A 17487-nucleotide genomic window follows, 5' to 3' on the forward strand; every position below is an offset into this window, starting at 1 on the left:
AGTGCAGGTGCGTTAATAATTTACGTTGACAAATATTACTCGGGTCATAGACTAGTGACAATTTAGTTAAGAGTAAACCTTTTTATGACCGCCATCGCCGAACACACAAGCACTGCAAATCCTGTTAAAAATAATAATAACGACATTCGTCACGACTGGTCGGTAGAAGAAGTGAACGCCTTGTTTGCTATGCCTTTTAACGATTTAATGTTTAAAGCACAATGCGTTCATCGAGAGTACTTTAATGCGAACTATGTGCAAGTTAGCACACTGTTGTCGATTAAAACGGGCGCTTGCCCTGAAGATTGCGCTTACTGTCCACAAAGTGCACGTTACGACACTGGGCTTGAAAAAGAACGCTTATTAGAAATAGAAAAAGTCATTGAACGAGCCAAAGAAGCGCGGGCGACCGGTTCTACGCGTTTTTGTATGGGTGCTGCTTGGCGCAATCCAAAAGAACGTGATATGCCCTATGTTATCGACATGGTCAAAGAGGTGAAAAAGCTAGGTCTTGAGACTTGCATGACCTTAGGCATGTTAAGCCGCGAACAAGCCTTAGCCCTCAAGCAAGCGGGGCTTGATTACTACAATCATAATTTGGATACTTCGCCTGAATACTACGGTGATATTATTACCACGCGTACCTATCAAGACCGCCTAACGACCCTAGAAAACGTCCGCGAATCAGGCATGAATGTTTGTTCAGGGGGCATTGTAGGTATGGGCGAGAGTGCTGAAGATAGGTCTGGGCTACTAATGCAATTAGCTAACCTGCCGCAACATCCTGAAAGTGTGCCAATCAACATGTTAGTGAAAGTTAAAGGTACGCCGCTAGATAAGGTGGAAGATCTTGATTCTTTCGAATTTATTCGAACCATTGCGGTAGCCCGTATTTTGATGCCTAAATCTTTTGTTCGTTTGTCAGCAGGGCGTGAAGCGATGAACGAACAAATGCAAGCTATGTGCTTTATGGCAGGAGCTAACTCTATTTTTTATGGCTGTAAGCTACTCACAACCTCTAATCCTGAAACCCATGAAGACGTGCAGCTATTTAGAAAACTAGGGATTAATTCAGAACATACACGCGCTTATTCAGACGAAGCGTATGAAGCTGCGTTGCACGAAGAAATAGAGCAAAATAGCGCGAGTGATTTATTTGTTGATGCCACGAAAACCTCGTTAAACAAATCCGTAAGCCAATAAAAATATGAGACTCACGATGTGTGCATGTTGTTTCTCACCTTCTACTTGGTAGCGACTAATGGCATTTGATTTTTTAACGAGTGAGTTACGCCGGCGCGAAGAATCGTCTTTACGCCGGGTAAGGTTACCTGTGGTAAGTAATAAAGACGGTATTATTGAAATCAATGGCCGTCATTACATTCAATTTGCCAGCAATGATTATTTGGGCTTGAGTCAGCATGAGCAAGTCTTGCAAAGCTACGTTGAAGGTTTGGCTGTATACGGCAGCGGTAGCGGTGCTTCATCTCTTGTGACCGGCTATAGCGCTGAACATAAAGCCCTTGAAGATGATTTGTGTGAGGTCTTAAATAAACCCGCTGCTATGTTATTTAGTAGCGGCTTTTCGGCAAACCAAGCGATTTGCCATGCTTTGTTTAACAATGCCCCACGTGACAAGTCGACGAGCGCAACTACCACAAGCGGTGGCCACATCATTGCAGACAAATATATGCACGCGTCTTTTATTCAAGGCGCGCTCGACACCGGCGCGCATATGGCTCGATATAAGCACAATGATATGCGCCATGCTGCTAATTTGATTGCTAAAGCGGGCCCAGATTCTTTGTTAGCTACCGAAGGCATTTTTAGTATGGACGGTGATGCGGGCAACATCGCCGAGTTGCAACAAATCATAGAAAAAAGCCATACAAGTAAAGCCGAGCGCCCATGGTTAATGATTGACGATGCCCATGCTATTGGTGTGCTGGGCACAAACGGTTTTGGTAGTGCTGATTGTGAGCATATTGATAGCAGCAAAATCGATATCATCATGGGCACTTTTGGTAAAGCCCTTGGTAACTCTGGCGCATTTGTCGCAGGCAGTGTTGAATTGATTGAGTACATGGTTAATCTGAGTAAGCACTATGTATACAGCACTGCTATTAGCCCTGCTCAAGCGCGGGCAATACGCACAGCACTTGCACTGGTCGAGCAAGGTGTAGAGCGCGAAAAGCTGCATCAAAATATCGCTTATTTTAGCGAGCAGGCAAAGCAAAAAGGGCTGCCAATCTTGGAATCAACAAGTGCAATTCAAGCTATCGTTATTGGTGATCCTGTAGATGCCCTTAACTGCAGTGAAAAACTTGCAGATTTGGGGTTATGGGTACCAGCCATTCGCACACCCACAGTGCCCAAAAATACTGACCGATTGCGCATCACCTTAAGCGCAGTCCATAGCATTAAAGATATAGATGCTTTGCTTGACGGCTTATGTTTATGCGTTCTACCTTTGTTGAAAAACACGGTTAGTAAGGCTAGCTGCCAATGACGCTGCTAAACTGTTCATTACCAGAGGCTGACGAAAACGTTTGTAGCACTAGCAGTGCACAAAAAACGGCTAATCAAAGTGTTGATAAAGTCCAAGTTGCTCGTGGGTTTGATAAAGCAGCAGCTCGCTATACTTCTTTGGCCGTTGTGCAACAAGAAATTGCGGACTATGGTTTAACAAAGTTGAATAATTGTATTGGCGCTCATTCTAAAGTCGATTTTTTGCTTGATATAGGTTGTGGCACAGCGTCGTCTTTTAAGGCTCAAAATCAAGTTGCAAAGCAGGTGATTGGGCTCGACATTTCACTAAATATGCTGCGCACAGCACGACAAGAAAATAAAGCAGTTCAAAGTAGCAATGCATCATTATATTTAACCAATGGCGACGCTGAATCATTACCCATACAATCGAGAAGTGTCGATATCGTATATTCATCAATGGCCCTGCAGTGGTGCGAATCTCCTGAACTAGTGCTTAAGGAAGTGCTCAGAGTATTAAAGCCGGGCGCAAAGGCTTTATTGGGTATATTAACGGGTGAATCCTTTGACGACTTACAACAAGCTTGGCAGCATTTTGCGCTTCCCAGTAGAGTAAATACTTTTCATGGTGCACAAACTTGGCTAAATGCAGCAAAGCAATTGCCCATCAGCATTAGTGCTACACATAAGCAATTTATCAGTCAGCATGACAGCGTGGTAGATATGTTGTCGTCAATCAAGCAAATTGGTGCAAACACACGGGTTAGTGCCAATGCTCAAGTAAGCACCTACATTTCTAAACAAGAGCTTCGGCATTTAACGCAGTTTATACGTGAAAAACATAACGCCAGCGCTCTTCTTCCTTTGTGTTATGACCTTCTGTTTTTAGAGATTAGCGTTTAAATAAGCCAACGATATCATTTACCCATCTAGAGGATAAAAAAATGCAAAGCATGCGTACCTACTTTGTTACCGGCACGGATACCGACGCAGGTAAAACGGTTGCTAGCGTGCTGTTACTTAAGTCCTTAAACAAAATTAGTGAACATACTCTTGGTATAAAACCAATTTCAGCAGGTTGCGAAATGACGCCGGAAGGCCTGCGCAATGATGACGCATTAAAATTACAAGCAGCCAGTGGAATAAAGGTCGATTACAATACGATAAACCCAATTAGCTACGAAGCCTATATAGCCCCGCATATTGCTGCCCAGCAGCAGTCAAAGCCTATTAGCATGGCGCAAGTACAAGACTGCCTTGATAAAGCCAGAATGCACAATCCTAGATGGTTGTTGGTTGAAGGCGCTGGAGGGTGGCGTTTACCACTTAATAATGAAGGTAGGTACTTTTCAGATTTTGCGCTGCAAAATCAACTCAAGGTTATTTTGGTCGTTGGCATGAAGTTGGGTTGCTTGAATCATGCAGTTCTCACTCACCAAGCGATCACCAGTGACGGCCTACAATGCGTTGGCTGGGTGGCAAATCAATTAAGTGGTGATATGTCTTGTTACCACGAAAATATCGCATCTTTGCGGGCACTGCTGCCGTGCCCGCAAATTGCTGAAATCCCGTATCAGCCTGCTGGAGTAAACGATATAAGCTTAAACGATAGCTTTTTAGAGGTATTCCGTTAGGTCTTGTTCACCGCTAAAGGCTATTTTTTCGTTTGAACTAAACACAAACGCGTTTAACGACCCTAGTAAACTTAGCTTATTGTCGCGGATTAAGAGGGCGCTTCCTTCACGTATTGCCAATACCGGTGTGCTGGGATTAAGTACACAAAACTCGGCTAAACGTTGGTCGCGTGTTTCGCCATGAAAATTAGGCGCAACATAATCAGTATAATGTGGGTTTAATTGTGCATTAACAAAGCGCAAAGCATCAAAAGAAGTTGGCTCAATAATGGGCATATCGTTGGTGGTGCGAATAGATAAGCCGCAAATGTTAGAACCCGCACTCCAACCTATATAAGGCGTACCTAGTTCAACTTTTCGTTTAATCGTATCGATTAAATCGTGTTCATATAAAAGATGCAGCAAATTAAAGGTATTGCCGCCGCCTATTAAAATAGCACTTGCTTCTTCTACAGCAGATTTAGGGTCGTCATATTCGTGAATTCCGCGAATATTCTTTTCTGGTATAGCAGCACGTACCATATCGGTATAGGCATCCCAGCCCACGGTGACGCCCGCGTATGGAATGAATAATAGATCACTTACCTCCTGCAAATGGGTATCGATCCAGTCTTTTGCATAAGCAAGATAGGCGTAATCACCGTAGCGTGAACTGCTTAACATTAGTACATTCATATTTGTTTTTTTCCTTTCCTTATTATGACTTGCATCAACAAGTATGCTTAATATTCCTAGTATAATACGAATATTGGATGGAAACACTTCTCCAATTTTAATTTGAGGACAGCGCTTATGATTAACACGACTAACAATCCTACTGACAATGATCTTCTTGATAAAGACGATCGCAAGGTTGATGCTCATAAGGTAAACGATAACAAGGTAATTCTTATTCTCAAAATAGTGATGGTAACAGGTTTACTTTTAATCATGTTGGGGATTTACTTTCATATGTATAGTGAAACCATAGAGGCGATGGGCGTTAAGGGAATTATTATCAGTGCTTGTTGCATTGCCGTAGGCATGATTATGTCGCTACCCACAAAAATGTACTTAACTTTTGTGCTGGTAAATCACGAACAAGAATTAGTAGACCAAGCCCGCAAAGAAAAGCGCGAAAAGAAAAGCGCGAAAAGGCAAAATACGGAAACTTAGTTTTATAGACCTTGATTGCGACACTTTTTAGGTATGCATGAGAGACAAATCTCTTGTATACTTTTGCTTACTCGAAGAATAATAAATGGATTGTAAACCGTGGCTAAATCTTCTCCCTCAGTATTATTTGTATGCTTAGGTAATATTTGCCGTTCTCCTACAGCTGAAGGTGTGTTTGCACATAAAGCCAAACTTCGTGGCTTTGATTTTCATATCGATTCAGCAGGCACAGCCGGTTTTCATAAGGGCGCAGCGCCCGACAAACGCTCGCAACAGGTGGCGAGCATACGCGGCTATGAGTTAAGCCGCCTAAAATGCCGACGCGTGATCGAGAACGATTTCGAAGAATTTGATTACATCATTGCCATGGACAATTCGAATGTCCGTGAGTTAAAACGCAAGTGTCCTGAAGAACTCCAACACAAAATCAGTTTGTTTATGTCTTATTGCGATTCTCCTTTTGATGAAGTACCTGACCCATATTATGGTAATGGAAAAGGCTTTGAAGTGGTACTCGATTTAATTGAACAAGCCGCCGATGGCTTTTTAAAAGCGCTTACGCAAAAACCAAAAGAAGTATAGTGTTTGCCTGTTTGGTTTAGGTATGCCGCTGCCTTAGTGCTTTTATCTGTCATCTACCTTTTGCCTGCTATATTGCAAGGCAATATGCAGGTGGAATGGTATATTCTGCTCAATATAAAATTACCTATCTTACTGACAGCATTCGCGGTTGGTGTTGCGATATCAGTTGCCTCTGCAGCCTTGCAGGTCAATTTAAATAACCCTTTGGCCGACCCTAGTATTATAGGTATTTCGAGTGGCGCGAGTTTAATGGCGGCAGTCTTTTTGGTATTTGTTAGTAGTTTGGGAGTCGTGCCTAACGAAACCCTTTATAAACATAGTATTTATTTACTTCCCATTTTATGTTTTTTAGGTGCTTGTATAAGCGGCTTTTTGATTTACCTATTGGCAAAGAAAATAGGGCAGTCGGTTGCTAGTTTTATTTTGGCAGGTATAGCTACCTCTACGCTGTTTAGTGCAATCGTTGGATGGATATATTTAATTGCGCCCCCGCATGCTTTGCAAAGTTTAACCTTTTGGCTAATGGGAAGTCTTCAGTATACAAACTATTATAGTATGGCCTTTGTATTTCCCGTGTTGGTATTTGGTCTGTGGATGCTGGCAAAAAACGCGCCCGCGCTAAATACTTTGTATTTAGGTGAACAAGCGGCCTTAACAGCGGGTGTTCAGGCTAAGTCTTTGCAAACGAAAGTGTTTGTCTATGTGGCTTTGTTGGTTGGTTTAAGCGTGTCTATAGCTGGGTCAATCGCGTTTTTAGGCTTGTTGGTGCCTCATGCTGTGCGCAGGCTTCATGGCTACGATAACAAAAAAGTATTTTTATTTTCAGGCTTACTTGGCGCAATCGTAATGACCATTTGCGCCATTTGTAATGAGTACTTATTCTCCTCAAGTGTGCCGCTTTCAATGTTGACCGCGAGCATTGGCGCGCCGATGTTTATCTATATTTTATTCAGCAAACGCTAAGGTGGCTCTTACTGCGAGGTCCCATTTTTTTAATAAACGTGCACGAATTTTATCACCTAACTCAGGTACAAATACCTTGTCGACAGTCTTCACTTTGGCAATATCATCTAAGGACGCGTATAGACCTACTTGCAAGCCAGCTAAAAATGCCGCACCTAAGGCGGTTGACTCCATGATTTTGGGTCGTTGTACTTCAACTTGTAAAATATCGCTTAAAAATTGACATAGCCAATCATTGGCAACCATGCCGCCGTCAACCCAAACATTGGTTGAGGGCATGCCGTCTTTTTGCATTGCTTGCTGCAACTCATGGGTTTGATAGCAGACCGCCTCAAGCGCGGCGCGGGCAAAGTGTGCCGGACCCGTTGCGCGTGTCATACCAAATAAGCTCGCGCGAGCCTTCGGATTCCAATGGGGCGCGCCCAAGCCGGCAAAGCCTGGAACTAAAAATACACCATGATCGTAATCGAGTGACTCAGCCAAAACTTGGCTTTGCTTTGCGTGCTGCAAAACACCTATACCGTCACGGAGCCACTGAATATTCGCGCCTGCAGTAAAAATTGCGCCCTCAAGGGCATAGGTCGTTTTACCTTTTAATCGATAACCAACAGTGGTGAGCAACTTGTGTTTTGACATCACCGCATTGTCGCCTGTGTTTAGTAAGGCAAAGCAGCCTGTACCGTAGGTACTTTTCAAATCCCCAGGGTCAAAACATGATTGTCCTACAAGGGCTGCCTGTTGGTCACCTGCAACGCCGGTAATCGGATACTCTTTTCCTAAAATATCGGCATGACTGCGGCCAAAGTCAGCGGCACTGTCGAGCACTTCTGGCAGCATATTGGCGGGAATATCAAATAAGTTAAGTAATTCATCATCCCACTGCTGCGTATGTATGTTGAATAAATTTGTCCGACTGGCGTTAGTGGCATCTGTAACATGCGACTTACCTTTGCTTAGCCGCCAAATGAGAAAGCTATCAACTGTGCCAAAGGCCAACTTCCCTTTGTTTGCTAGGCTACGCGCACCTTCTACTTCATCGAGTATCCATTTTATTTTACTGGCTGAAAAATAAGGGTCTAGCAACAAGCCTGTTTTAGCGTGCACCTTGTCTTGATGTTGTTTTATGGATTCACAAAACTGTGCGGTACGTCTGTCTTGCCAAACAATCGCAGGGTAAATAGCTTTGCCGCTTTCCTTGTTCCAAACGATGGTGGTTTCTCGTTGGTTGGTAATTCCGATGCAGGCAATATCAATACCTTTCTTTTGGCTTTGTTCAATAGCGGCTTTACAACTCTCTAGTGTGCTTGACCAGATTTCCTCAACATCGTGTTCTACCCAGCCATTGGCAGGATAGTGTTGGGTGAATTCTTGTTGAGAATTGGCGATTTGTTGGCCGTCAAGTGCAAATACAATAGCGCGGCTCGATGTAGTTCCTTGGTCAATGGATAAAATACCTACCTTGCTCATATTTCTTCTCTTATTTGTATGGATTGCAAACACATTGTTGTTATCAGGATCTTTGATGGCTTCACGTAAATTGCGGTTAATAAATGATGCCACAAATGATAGGCTTTATACTGTCATAGTTTGCATGTAGTATCCAACGCATACGAATATAATGATGGCCATTCAACGCTAAGAGGTTCACACTTTTAATGCTACTACGCGATACTAATATTAAAAAACTAGGCGAACATGAATTTGATGTGCTTATTTTAGGTGCGGGCATTAATGGCGCAGTGTCAGCCGCGAGTCTAGCGCGTAAAGGTCTAAAAGTCGCCCTTATCGATAAAGGTGACTTTGCAGGGCAAACCTCATCAAACTCATCTAATTTAGCTTGGGGTGGCATTAAGTATCTTGAGAACCACGAATATTTACTCGTTAATAAACTGTGTAAAAGTCGCAACCATTTAATGCGCAGTTATCCATCGACAGTTCAAGAAATTCGTTTTTTAACGACCCTACAAAATGGCTTTCGTTTTCCTGCTTGGTTTGTTTACGCAGGCACCTTAATTTACTGGTTAATGGGGCGATTTTTTACCCAAGGGCCTACTTTTTTGTCGACCGATAAAATTAAAGCATTTGAACCAGCAATAGATGTCAGTAATGCACAGGGGGGATTTGAATACTCAGATGCCTTTTTACACGACAACGACGCGCGTTTTGTCTTCAATTTTATTCGAAACTCAATGGACAATGGAGCGATTGTTGCCAACTACGTTGAAGCAGAAAAGAGTGTAAAAGTAGACGTTAACAACACTTCGGCTAACCCTAATGAATTTTGCTGGCATACCCAAGCTAAAGATCAAATTAGCGGAAAATCCTTCACCATAAAATCAAAAGCAATAGTGAATGCTTGTGGACCGATGGTTGACCAATATAACGCTGCTAATGAGCAAAAAACAGAGCACCAACATCTGTTTTCAAAAGGCGTGCACCTAATTGTAGAAAAACTAACAAAAGTAGATAAAGTGCTTGCCTTTTTTGCCTCAGACGGACGCTTGTTTTTTGTTATTCCCATGGGTAAGAAAACCTGCATTGGCACAACCGACGATAAAGTTGAAGATCCCAATACTCAGGTGACCGACGCTGACCGCGATTTTATTCTCGATAACGTAAACCAATTATTGGATTTACCCAAAGCGCTTACCTATGAAGACATTATTTCTGAGCGCTGCGGCGTAAGACCGTTAGCGGTAAAAGGCCAAGATGGCGACGCTGACTGGGTTGCCTTGTCGCGTAAACATGCGGTTGATGTAAACGAAGCAGATAAATACCTGAGTATTTTTGGCGGCAAACTAACCGATTGCATTAACGTGGGTGAAGAGATTAGCCAGATTGTTAAATCATTAGGGATTGATTTGCCTTATGAAGATGCTATTTGGTATGGTGAATCGAGCGATGAAATAAAAGCAGAGTTTGAATATCGAGCTAAACTGCTTGATCTTGATAGCATGACACCAGAATATTCTTCAGAAAAACTCACCACACGTTTATGGCGACGTTACGATATAAACGCACTACAAATTTTAGATGAGATTCAAAGAGATCCTGCACAAGCTGAACAACTGCTTGAAAACGCCGAATACCTGCGAGCTGAACTTCATTATGCCGCGCGTCGTGAAATGATCACTAAGTTAGAAGATTTTTTACGCCGACGTTCAAAAATAGAAATGGTACTTCGCAAGTGCGACATTATGCATACCAAAGGCATTGTAGAAGCTTGCCAAATACTGTTTGGTGACAAGGCACAAGAGCAACTTGAGCAATACTGTAAAGAGTGTCATGCTGACGAAAATGCGGTGACCTAAATGAACCCAGAAACGCAGCCAAAAAACCTTGATGGCCCATTGTTTGATTTGCAAGATGTAAGCTTTCAAGCAAGAGTCAATGCCGTTAATATGCAAATCACAAAGGGCGAATGCTGGCATATATTAGGACCAAACGGCGCTGGAAAGTCGAGTTTGTTATTACTTTTAGCTGGGGTTGAAACACCGTGTTCGGGTGAGCTTAACTTAAATGGCATGCCCTTATCAGAATATTCCCTAGCCCAACTAGCCAAAACCCGATGTTTTTTGCATCAGCAACAGCAAAGTGAATTTGATATACCGCTCAATCAACTTTTGAGTTTTTATACCCAATGTTCAACGCTTCCATCGTTAATTGACGATTACCTGCACATTAATTCATTTTTGCATAAACCTTTGTCGTCGCTGTCAGGCGGTCAACAGCAACGCTTTCATATTGCAAGAAATTTAGTTCAAATTTGGCCTGCGATTAAATCTGGACATGCAATTGTGCTACTTGATGAACCAATGGCACATTTAGACATAAAGCACCAAAGCGCGGTGATGGAGTTGTTAGGCTATGTTTGTGACTTAGGCAACACCCTCATTGTGACCAGTCATGATGTTAATATCAGTATGCGATACGCAAGCCATGTTGGATTGATGCATGATAATCGCTTAGCCTACAAAGGCCTCGCAAATGAGGTGTTGTCACTTAACAATCTTCAAAGCGTGTTTGAGCACAATTTTTCGCATATACAGGGCAATAAGCCTAATGAAACCTATATCTTAAGCGCAGCAAAATAATTTAATCAGTGAATGTCATCAGTTTTAGCCTTATACTTAACGGCTAACAAGAGATAAGCGCTAGCGTTTACCCTTTCATCAAACATCAGCCTAGAAAAGGAAGAATCAATAGTGAGTCAGTGGAGCATTGATAGTTGGCGCAACAAGCCAATATTACAACAACCGAATTATCAAGATAAAGCGTTAGTGAGTGAAGTAGAGAAAAAGCTAGCTAGTTATCCACCGTTGGTGTTCGCTGAAGAAACTCGTCAATTATATAAGCAATTAGGTGAGGTATCACAAGGCAAAGGCTTTTTACTGCAAGGTGGTGATTGCGCCGAATCGTTCGCAGAATTTAACGCGCCAAAAATAAGAGATACCTTCAAAGTTATTTTGCAAATGGCGATTGTAATGACTTTCGCTGGGCGTTGCCCCGTAACTAAAGTGGCCAGAATGGCAGGGCAGTATGCTAAACCTCGTTCAGCCGATACCGAGGTGATTGATGGCGTTGAGTTACCGAGCTATAGAGGTGATATTATCAATGATATTGCGTTTACGCCCGAAGCACGAGAGCCAGATCCAACTCGCTTACTAGACGCTTACCATCGCAGTGCATCAACGCTTAATTTATTACGTGCGTTTGCACAAGGCGGCCTTGCAGATTTGCATCAAGTGAACCGTTGGAATATGGCGTTTCTTGAAAACAATCCGCTTAAAAACCGTTATCAAGACATGGCAAAGCGTATTGAAGATACCCTTGCGTTTATGGACGTTATTGGGATTGATAGCAAAACAAATGCGGCCTTGCATGAAACAAGTTTGTTTACTTCTCACGAAGCCTTATTGCTGAACTATGAGCAAGCCCTTACACGCATAGATACACTTACCGGTTTACCCTACAATTGTTCTGCTCATATGCTTTGGATAGGCGAGAGAACACGCCAGCTAGACCACGCGCACGTTGAATTTTTTAGCGGGATCAACAACCCAATAGGCGTTAAGATTGGTCCAAGCATGCAAGAAGATGAGCTAATTAAGCTAATTGATGCCTTAAACCCAAATAATATACCCGGGCGCTTAACACTCATTACGCGCATGGGCGCTGACAAGCTAGCCAAGAATTTGCCTCGTCTATTGCGCCGAGTAAAACAAGAAGGACGCCATGTTGTATGGAGTTCAGACCCCATGCACGGCAATACGATCAAAGCCTCTAGCGGTTATAAAACACGTAATTTCGATGCCATCTTAAGCGAAATAAAGCAATTTTTTGATGCGCATAAAGCAGAAGGTACCCATGCCGGAGGCATTCATTTAGAAATGACAGGTCAACACGTAACCGAGTGCACCGGTGGAGCATATCAAATAAGCGATGACGACTTAGCTCAAGCCTACCAAACCCAATGCGACCCGCGCCTCAATGCCGACCAAGTCCTTGAAATGGCCTTTCTAGTTGCTGACCACCTGAAAAGATAAAAGCAAAAAGGGGGTCAGGTTCACTTAATCCCAAGGAGCCTTCAAACACGTTTCCGAACCCAAGGTTATAAACGTTTTTGATACCGCTAATTAGCGGCTCCTTTTTCCCAAAACTTAGCAATTCTATTGACGCTGTGATCACCATCAGCAACGTAAATAGCCACGGCATCGCCTATTGAAACAGGGTTATACTCGAGCATCCCTTGGTCTAGATACTCTGCGTAGCGGCAATAATAGTTGAAAACTATATAGTTAAAAGCTATATTGTTACTATGGAGATTTCTAAAACTGCTCAAAAACAATTGAGAAAGATGCAAAAGCAAGATGCTCTGCGGCTACTTAATGCTCTGAAGGAGTATGAAGCGTCTGGGAAAGGAGATGTCAAAAATCTACAAGGACGAAACGGATATCGGCTGCGAGTTGGTAACATGAGAGCAATCTTTGAAATAGTAAATGGGATAATTGTTTTACGGGCAGGTTATCGAGGTAGTATCTATTAAAGGTGATGTGATATGAATATTGAACATGAAAAATTAAGCGACGGTAGAATAGCAATATCGCCAAGTGACTTTGAAGATATACTTGATGTTCTTGCTTATGACGAAGCTAAGTCAGGTAGTGATGAAACTTTTCCTGTTGAGCTAGTTGAACGATTGATTGAAGGTGAAAGTCCTCTGCGCGTGTATCGCGAATTTCGGGGATTTACTCAAGTGCAAATTGCTCAAAAAGTTGGACTGACTCAAGCAACTATCGCTGAACTTGAAAAAGGTAAACAAAAGGGCTCTATTAACACATGGAAGACTTTAGCATCCGTTTTGAATGTAGACATAGATGATTTAGTTTGAAGATAGTAAAAAGGGGTCAGTGTTACATAACCGTCATTTATTCAAATGCCAGAAAGTAGCCAGAGCATTAAGTTGTATTCATATATATTGAATAATCCGACTGGGTAATTTGGCAAAAGGAATTAACGCGTTGAATTTGCGGGGCACATACTGATGCACATGGCTTATTATCTACGCTAGCCGAAAAGCCCTTAGCCGGACTTCACCAGCAGCGCTTAACATAACAATAGCTTGTCATTAAATGCATAAAAAGCCCTCGAGCAAATGAGTAAAGCGTTTGCTGCAGTAGAACACGCTTGGAATCGATTTGCTAATACCTTTGGGCAAGCTGATATTGTTGATTTTCCTTTTGGTGGTGGTTTCCCTTTTCTGCTGACGAGGTGGGAAAGGAAATATTCACAAATTCGTTCAAGAGCCAGAAAATGAGGTTTACATGTGATGGCAGTTATTAACAAAAAGATAAACGCTATTTGGTATGTAGCAATATTTGTTGTCATTATTTTTAGTGCTTGTTCACAGAGTAGCTCCTTATCTGACATTGATAAAACTAAAATTATTAATGAAAAGATACAGTCCGTTGAGAATAGTCTAATAAATGATGCAAGTATTATTGAGCGTGCATCAAAATACGTAAAAAGTAGTGAAACACCAGATTTTATATCACCATGGTTCATTGACCCTGACGATGAATTTTTTCTTATTCAGCCAAAAGACGAATTCGATATTCTCCGACTAGATTTGTCAAAAACGGTTTTCACACAGGTGAAGCGTGTAGAAGGTTATGAAGACCTTATATATTTCTCCGAAAAGTATTTCTTCGATAATGCGAATGAAATTATAGCTGAATCAGACGTTGTAGCATGTGAAAACAAAATAGATATTTGCGCTAAAATACATGAACAAATGATTGAAAAAGGCGTTACATCAATCTTTAAAAGCTTCGGGGATGATTGGACCATTGTTGGCTACTATGGCGATTGGGAATAAAAAGGGGGCAGGGTCACTTAATCCTTAGGTCTAGTCTTACTTAGTACAGGATTGTAAAATTTCTGCCGTGTTTTATATTGAAGAATTGGCGAACATCAATGGAATCAATATGGCAAGACACAGGAGAGTTGGCCCCAAAGACGTGCCCCAGCATGTCGTACAAAGAGGCAATAATCGCAAAATATGTTTTACGTGTGAGCAAGACTATATAGTTTACGTTAGCTGGTTAAAGCAATATAGCGCAAAATTTGATGTTGCTGTTCATGCATGGGTGCTAATGACAAATCATGTACATTTGTTATGTACGCCACAGTCTGAAAATTTAGGCGTGAGTCAAATGATGCAGTCTTTAGGCAGGCAGTATGTTCGCTATTTTAACGATAACTACAAGCGAACAGGGACACTATGGGAAGGACGATTTAAATCTTCACTTGTTTGCGATAAACGCTATTTACTCAGCGTTTATCGCTACATAGAATTAAACCCTGTTCGTGCGAAAATGGTTAACGATCCAGCGCAATACAAATGGTCAAGTTATCGAATTAATGCATTAGGAACACAATCTGACCTCTGTCAGCCGCATGACGTCTATTTACAATTAGAGCATACCTCAATTAAACGTCAGGATACTTATCGTTCGTTGTTTCAAGACGCGCTAACACAACCCTTGATAGATACAATACGAGCCTGTTCGAATAAAGAATTAGTGCTTGGTAATGACAAATTTAAACAAGAAATAGAAGCTTTGATTGGAGACAAACTAAAAACTGGGAAAATGGGAAGGCCTTCTAAAAAAAGTAACCCTGACCCCTTTTTTGCTCTTTCACTTGATTAAAGGGGTGAGCATTTTCTCTAATCCGTTGAGTTTTATTTCGTACATCAAGGCGAGTTGTTCGCCTAATTTGCCTTTTGGAAAGCCTTTTTTATGAAACCAGACTAAATAGGGTTCGGGTAGGTGAAGCAGTTTACTACCTTTGTATTTTCCAAAAGGCATTGCTGTGTTAACCGTTTCAATCAAATATGCTTGATTGTCGTTGGTTGGGTTGATTAAACGGTTATCGATGCTCATTTGTCGGCTGGTTTTTTGCGCTTGCTGGCTGTCATTAGAAGATAAATCGTAAGCGATATGGCGGACGTTGGGAAACCTATCACTATATACAAGAATCCAGTCGCAGGCGCGTCTGCAGTTGCTGCTGGTGCTGGCAGTAGTATATTGAGTATGCAAAAAATAACCACAAAGGGAAACACGACTAAAACTAGCCAAGCGTACTTTAATTTATTCATTTGTGAATTAAGGGCGAAAATAATCGCGAGTAAAAAACTCGGTAGCATGGTCAATACAAATAGCATGTTCTTCCTCTTTATTGTTGTTTTGGTTTTTGTTGTTGGGCATTCCATAAACGGCTATACAAGCCTTCTTTTGCCAATAAGTCTTCATGATTGCCTTGCTCAACGATATTACCTTCAGACATTACTATAATGATATCAGCATCCATAATGGTTGAAAGCCGATGGGCAACTACAAAACTTGTATGGCCCTTCGATATTTCTTGTAAGGCCCGCAAAATGGCTTGTTCTGACTGCGAATCTAAAGATGATGTGGCTTCATCAAAAACCATTATGGGTGGCCGTTTAAGTATAGTACGCGCGATAGAAACGCGTTGTTTTTCGCCGCCACTGAGTTTTAGCCCGCGCTCACCAACTTGAGTTTGTTCTTTGTCGGGCAATCGAGAGATAAATTCATCTAAATGCGCCAGTTTAATAGCTTGGGCAATTTCCTCTTCGCTTGCTTCTGGGCGTCCATATTTTATATTTTCATACAAGGTATCGTTAAATAGCACTGTATCTTGGGGAACAATCCCAATATGTTTACGCAACGAATCTTGGGTGACGTCACTGATTTTTTGATCATCAATATAAATCGCACCTTCGCTGGGGTCATAAAAACGAAAAAGTAGCTTCACTAAGGTCGATTTACCGGCACCACTTTCACCCACAACGGCAACCTTGGTGCCTGCTTTTATAGTAAACGATAGATCGTTAATTATTGCGCGCTTTTCATGATAGCGAAAGTTTACATGTTCAAAGCGAATTTCTCCTTTGCTGACGACCAAAGTATTGGCATCTTTTGAATCAACAATAAGGGGTGTTTGTTCTAACAAGGTGAATAGGTTTTCTATATTTGTGAGCGACCCTCTTATTTCTCGGTATACAAAACCTAAGAAATTAAGAGGCATGAATATTTGCATCGTAAAGGCATTAACCAATACAAAATCCCCAATGGTCATGTTTCCTTTACTTACTTCGATAGAGGCAAGCGCAAGCATGCTCGTCATTGCAATCGCAATAATGAAAGCTTGGCCACCATTTAAGGCAAATAAAGAAAGTCGATTTTTGCGCCGCGCGTTTTCCCAGTTTGCTAAACCAACATCGTAACGGTCAGCTTCGTATTTTTCATTGTTGAAATATTTTACTGTCTCAAAATTAAGCAGGCTATCGACTGCGCGGGTAGAAGAATTGTTGTCAGCTAGATTAAGCTCTTTAACATACTTGGTGCGCCAATCAGTTGCTTTTACTGAAAAGGTCACATAACTGACAACCGCGAGCACAATAACAAGCGCAAACGTAAACCCGTAGTTATAAAAAAGCACCGCGACCACCATCGATATTTCAAGCAGGGTGGGGACAATATTAAAGACCATAAAACGCATTAAAAAGCTAACGCCGCTGGTACCGCGTTCTATATCTCGAGACAATCCGCCTGTTTGGCGTGACAAATGAAAGTTTAAATCGAGTCTGTGCAGGTGGTTAAATACTTTTAAACCGATGCGGCGCATTGCACGCTCGGTCACGCGGCCAAACAAGGTATCGCGTATTTCACCAAATAGCACATTTGCTAAGCGCAGTGCGCCGTAAGCAACAATAAGCGAAAGCACAACGGCCAAAAGCGTTTCGCTAGTGCTCTCTATATTGAGGTTGTCGACAATATGTTTAAGGATAAACGGCAAGGCAACGCTGGCAAGTTTAGCGCCAATCAAGCAACTAATTGCCAACATAACTCTAGCTTTAAACTCGATTAAGAAAGGCCAAAGTTTTTTTAAGACACGCCAGTTAAAACTAGCTTCTTCATTAACAGGAAAACGAGGTGAACGCACTTAATATGCCTATACAATAAATACAACGAAGTTTACAAACGAGATGGGTCTAATATACATGATATGGCCTTAGTTTGAAGGCAAATATATTAGTCGGGTTTGCAATATTAGTGAGTGATTGAGGTGTTTTGTT

The 17487-nt window shown here is 41.9% G+C and carries 20 protein-coding genes; 15 read left to right on the plus strand and 5 right to left on the minus strand.

Annotation, left to right across the window (positions count from 1 at the left end):
- Positions 1-84: 84 nt before the first annotated feature.
- The 4 genes from bioB to bioD are packed head-to-tail and all read left to right on the plus strand — an operon-like array spanning position 85 to position 4121.
- Positions 85-1203 carry a biotin synthase BioB gene (gene bioB, locus AC0L6H_RS13075; RefSeq protein WP_473389467.1) on the plus strand — a complete coding sequence of 373 codons (1119 nt, stop codon included), beginning with the start codon at positions 85-87 and terminating at the stop codon, positions 1201-1203.
- A gap of 58 nt (positions 1204-1261) precedes the next feature.
- Positions 1262-2509: an aminotransferase class I/II-fold pyridoxal phosphate-dependent enzyme gene (locus AC0L6H_RS13080; protein ID WP_473389468.1), complete on the plus strand. Its 1248-nt coding sequence runs from the start codon at positions 1262-1264 to the stop codon at positions 2507-2509.
- Positions 2506-3390: a methyltransferase domain-containing protein gene (locus AC0L6H_RS13085; RefSeq protein WP_473389469.1), complete on the plus strand. Its 885-nt coding sequence runs from the start codon at positions 2506-2508 to the stop codon at positions 3388-3390. Before AC0L6H_RS13080 ends, AC0L6H_RS13085 begins: the two co-directional genes overlap by 4 nt.
- A gap of 41 nt (positions 3391-3431) precedes the next feature.
- Positions 3432-4121 carry a dethiobiotin synthase gene (bioD, locus tag AC0L6H_RS13090; RefSeq protein WP_473389471.1) on the plus strand — a complete coding sequence of 230 codons (690 nt, stop codon included), beginning with the start codon at positions 3432-3434 and terminating at the stop codon, positions 4119-4121.
- On the opposite strand, the gene pepE is transcribed toward bioD, so the two are convergent.
- The gene (gene pepE / locus AC0L6H_RS13095) at positions 4104-4796 is read right to left on the minus strand and encodes a dipeptidase PepE (protein WP_473389472.1); all 693 of its coding nucleotides are present in this window, start codon (positions 4794-4796) and stop codon (positions 4104-4106) included. The genes bioD and pepE overlap by 18 nt on opposite strands.
- A 117-nt stretch (positions 4797-4913) precedes the next feature.
- Here pepE and AC0L6H_RS13100 point away from each other — a divergent pair, with 117 nt between their 5' ends.
- From AC0L6H_RS13100 to AC0L6H_RS13110, 3 genes are all read left to right on the plus strand, one after another.
- On the plus strand, positions 4914-5276 hold the full coding sequence (locus AC0L6H_RS13100) for a hypothetical protein (RefSeq protein WP_473389473.1): 363 nt from the start codon (positions 4914-4916) through the stop codon (positions 5274-5276).
- 99 nt (positions 5277-5375) lie between these two features.
- Complete coding sequence (locus AC0L6H_RS13105; protein WP_473389475.1) at positions 5376-5858, plus strand: low molecular weight protein-tyrosine-phosphatase; 483 nt, start codon at positions 5376-5378, stop codon at positions 5856-5858.
- Positions 5859-5861: 3 nt separating this feature from the next.
- Positions 5862-6821 (plus strand): FecCD family ABC transporter permease, encoded by a 960-nt coding sequence (locus AC0L6H_RS13110; protein ID WP_473389476.1) that lies wholly within the window; start codon positions 5862-5864, stop codon positions 6819-6821.
- On the opposite strand, the gene glpK is transcribed toward AC0L6H_RS13110, so the two are convergent.
- Entirely contained in the window at positions 6804-8288 is a 1485-nt protein-coding gene (gene glpK / locus AC0L6H_RS13115; protein WP_473394532.1) for a glycerol kinase GlpK, read from the minus strand. The two genes, AC0L6H_RS13110 and glpK, sit on opposite strands and share 18 nt — an antisense overlap.
- Before the next feature lie 188 nt (positions 8289-8476).
- Here glpK and AC0L6H_RS13120 point away from each other — a divergent pair, with 188 nt between their 5' ends.
- The 8 genes from AC0L6H_RS13120 to AC0L6H_RS13155 all read left to right on the plus strand — a co-directional run bounded on the left by AC0L6H_RS13120 (position 8477) and on the right by AC0L6H_RS13155 (position 15034).
- Entirely contained in the window at positions 8477-10132 is a 1656-nt protein-coding gene (locus AC0L6H_RS13120; RefSeq protein WP_473389477.1) for a glycerol-3-phosphate dehydrogenase/oxidase, read from the plus strand.
- Positions 10133-10915, plus strand: coding sequence for an ATP-binding cassette domain-containing protein (locus tag AC0L6H_RS13125; RefSeq protein ID WP_473389479.1), 783 nt, complete (start codon positions 10133-10135; stop codon positions 10913-10915).
- Between the two features lie 111 nt (positions 10916-11026).
- On the plus strand, positions 11027-12367 hold the full coding sequence (locus tag AC0L6H_RS13130) for a class II 3-deoxy-7-phosphoheptulonate synthase (RefSeq protein ID WP_473389480.1): 1341 nt from the start codon (positions 11027-11029) through the stop codon (positions 12365-12367).
- A 272-nt stretch (positions 12368-12639) separates the two neighbouring features.
- A complete protein-coding gene (locus AC0L6H_RS13135; protein WP_473389481.1) occupies positions 12640-12867 on the plus strand; it encodes a type II toxin-antitoxin system RelE family toxin in 228 nt (75 codons plus the stop codon).
- 12 nt (positions 12868-12879) lie between these two features.
- Entirely contained in the window at positions 12880-13212 is a 333-nt protein-coding gene (locus tag AC0L6H_RS13140) for a helix-turn-helix transcriptional regulator (RefSeq protein ID WP_473389482.1), read from the plus strand.
- 264 nt (positions 13213-13476) lie between these two features.
- Positions 13477-13638, plus strand: a complete 162-nt coding sequence (locus AC0L6H_RS13145; protein WP_473389484.1) for a hypothetical protein — start codon at positions 13477-13479, stop codon at positions 13636-13638.
- A 9-nt stretch (positions 13639-13647) separates the two neighbouring features.
- On the plus strand, positions 13648-14199 hold the full coding sequence (locus AC0L6H_RS13150) for a hypothetical protein (protein WP_473389485.1): 552 nt from the start codon (positions 13648-13650) through the stop codon (positions 14197-14199).
- Positions 14200-14308: 109 nt separating this feature from the next.
- Positions 14309-15034, plus strand: a complete 726-nt coding sequence (locus AC0L6H_RS13155; protein ID WP_473389486.1) for a transposase — start codon at positions 14309-14311, stop codon at positions 15032-15034.
- On the opposite strand, the gene AC0L6H_RS13160 is transcribed toward AC0L6H_RS13155, so the two are convergent.
- Genes AC0L6H_RS13160 through AC0L6H_RS13170 form a run of 3 tightly spaced genes read right to left on the minus strand, consistent with a single transcriptional unit; the run spans position 15023 to position 17354 of the window.
- Positions 15023-15268 carry a DUF3820 family protein gene (locus AC0L6H_RS13160; RefSeq protein ID WP_473389488.1) on the minus strand — a complete coding sequence of 82 codons (246 nt, stop codon included), beginning with the start codon at positions 15266-15268 and terminating at the stop codon, positions 15023-15025. The genes AC0L6H_RS13155 and AC0L6H_RS13160 overlap by 12 nt on opposite strands.
- The gene (locus tag AC0L6H_RS13165; protein ID WP_473389489.1) at positions 15265-15549 is read right to left on the minus strand and encodes a hypothetical protein; all 285 of its coding nucleotides are present in this window, start codon (positions 15547-15549) and stop codon (positions 15265-15267) included. The genes AC0L6H_RS13160 and AC0L6H_RS13165 overlap by 4 nt, the downstream gene beginning before the upstream one ends.
- Before the next feature lie 11 nt (positions 15550-15560).
- Positions 15561-17354: an ABCB family ABC transporter ATP-binding protein/permease gene (locus AC0L6H_RS13170; protein ID WP_473389491.1), complete on the minus strand. Its 1794-nt coding sequence runs from the start codon at positions 17352-17354 to the stop codon at positions 15561-15563.
- Positions 17355-17487 lie beyond the last annotated feature (133 nt).

Source organism: Glaciecola sp. G7-5 (assembly GCF_055808975.1).

Excerpts from the sequence above, each read along its gene's own strand:
- AC0L6H_RS13085 (WP_473389469.1), top strand. The coding sequence starts at position 2,506 with ATGACGCTGCTAAACTGTTCATTACCAGAGGCTGACGAAAACGTTTGT.
- bioB (WP_473389467.1), top strand. The coding sequence starts at position 85 with ATGACCGCCATCGCCGAACACACAAGCACTGCAAATCCTGTTAAAAAT.
- AC0L6H_RS13100 (WP_473389473.1), top strand. The coding sequence starts at position 4,914 with ATGATTAACACGACTAACAATCCTACTGACAATGATCTTCTTGATAAA.
- pepE (WP_473389472.1), bottom strand. The coding sequence starts at position 4,796 with ATGAATGTACTAATGTTAAGCAGTTCACGCTACGGTGATTACGCCTAT.
- AC0L6H_RS13145 (WP_473389484.1), top strand. The coding sequence starts at position 13,477 with ATGAGTAAAGCGTTTGCTGCAGTAGAACACGCTTGGAATCGATTTGCT.
- AC0L6H_RS13080 (WP_473389468.1), top strand. The coding sequence starts at position 1,262 with ATGGCATTTGATTTTTTAACGAGTGAGTTACGCCGGCGCGAAGAATCG.
- AC0L6H_RS13160 (WP_473389488.1), bottom strand. The coding sequence starts at position 15,268 with ATGAGCATCGATAACCGTTTAATCAACCCAACCAACGACAATCAAGCA.
- AC0L6H_RS13140 (WP_473389482.1), top strand. The coding sequence starts at position 12,880 with ATGAATATTGAACATGAAAAATTAAGCGACGGTAGAATAGCAATATCG.
- AC0L6H_RS13125 (WP_473389479.1), top strand. The coding sequence starts at position 10,133 with ATGAACCCAGAAACGCAGCCAAAAAACCTTGATGGCCCATTGTTTGAT.
- AC0L6H_RS13155 (WP_473389486.1), top strand. The coding sequence starts at position 14,309 with ATGGCAAGACACAGGAGAGTTGGCCCCAAAGACGTGCCCCAGCATGTC.
- AC0L6H_RS13120 (WP_473389477.1), top strand. The coding sequence starts at position 8,477 with ATGCTACTACGCGATACTAATATTAAAAAACTAGGCGAACATGAATTT.
- glpK (WP_473394532.1), bottom strand. The coding sequence starts at position 8,288 with ATGAGCAAGGTAGGTATTTTATCCATTGACCAAGGAACTACATCGAGC.
- AC0L6H_RS13165 (WP_473389489.1), bottom strand. The coding sequence starts at position 15,549 with ATGCTATTTGTATTGACCATGCTACCGAGTTTTTTACTCGCGATTATT.
- bioD (WP_473389471.1), top strand. The coding sequence starts at position 3,432 with ATGCAAAGCATGCGTACCTACTTTGTTACCGGCACGGATACCGACGCA.
- AC0L6H_RS13135 (WP_473389481.1), top strand. The coding sequence starts at position 12,640 with ATGGAGATTTCTAAAACTGCTCAAAAACAATTGAGAAAGATGCAAAAG.